Below are 1,237 nucleotides of genomic sequence, written 5' to 3' on the forward strand. Positions count from 1 at the left end.
TCGCGGGCAAGCCTCGCTCCTACAGGGGTTGGTGTCAGGGATCGACTTGTCCCATCAGTTCAGCCACCGATTCCTGGCGCTTGGCATAACGCTGCGCCAAAACCGCACAGACCATTAGCTGAATCTGGTGGAACAGCATCAGCGGCAAAATCAACACGCCAATGGTGCTGCCGGCAAACAACACCTGAGCCATGGGTACGCCGGTTGCCAGGCTTTTCTTCGAACCGCAGAACAGGATGGTGATGCGGTCTTCCAGGTTGAAGCCAAAAGCCTTGGCCAGCACGGTGGACGCCACCAGCACCAGGCCCAGCAATACGCAGCAGGCCACCACCAGCCCCAGCAGATCCCGCACCGGAATCTGATGCCAGATGCCCTCATTCACCGCTTCGCTGAACGCGCCGTAGACCACCAGCAGAATCGAACCCTGGTCGACGAACTTCAGCCAGTTCTTGTTGCGACCCACCCAGGCGCCGATCCAGCGTCGAGCAATCTGCCCGGCGATGAACGGCAGCAGCAGTTGCACACTGATCTTGAGGATCGCGTCCATGGTCGAGCCGCCGTCGCCATGCACATTAAGCAGCAGGGTCACCAGCAGCGGCGTGAGGAAGATCCCGAACAGGCTGGACGCCGCCGCGCTGCAGATCGCCGCCGGAATATTGCCCCGCGCGAGGGAGGTGAAGGCAATCGCCGACTGCACCGTGGCCGGCAATGCGCAGAGGTAGAGCATGCCCATGTACAGGTTGTCGCCGACCAGCGGTGACAGCACCGGCTTGAGCGCGAGCCCCAGCAGCGGGAAGAGGACGAAGGTCAGGCTGAAGACCAGCAGGTGCAGGCGCCAGTGGCCGGCGCCGGCAATGATCGATTCCCGCGACAGCTTGGCGCCGTGCAGGAAGAACAGCAGGGCAATGGCGATGTTGGTCAACCAGCCAAAGCCCACCGCCACCTGGCCGCTGGCGGGCAGGAAGCTGGCGAAAAGTACCACGCCGACCAGGGTCAGGGTGAAGTTGTCGGGTAAGAAGCGAGGGCGAGTCATGGGGGGTCATCCGGGTTTGCCAGGAACGTGGGGTCGACTCTACTCCGCTGGATCGAGGCCGGCTAACGCTAGTGAGCCAGTACATGTCGCGTAACGGACAAATCTCATCGTACGCAAATATCTGTACCGACACGAAACCCTGTGGGAGCGGGCTTGCTCGCGAAGGCGGTGTGTCAGCCCCCATCAATGTCACTGACACGGCCC

The 1,237-nt window shown here is 62.0% G+C and carries 1 protein-coding gene; it reads right to left on the minus strand.

Annotated features, from left to right (window positions below; genetic code table 11):
• Positions 1-34: 34 nt before the first annotated feature.
• The gene (locus ACW9JE_RS30785) at positions 35-1,033 is read right to left on the minus strand and encodes a bile acid:sodium symporter family protein (RefSeq protein WP_457434917.1); all 999 of its coding nucleotides are present in this window, start codon (positions 1,031-1,033) and stop codon (positions 35-37) included.
• Positions 1,034-1,237 lie beyond the last annotated feature (204 nt).

This window comes from Pseudomonas sp. SDO55104_S430, assembly GCF_054070595.1.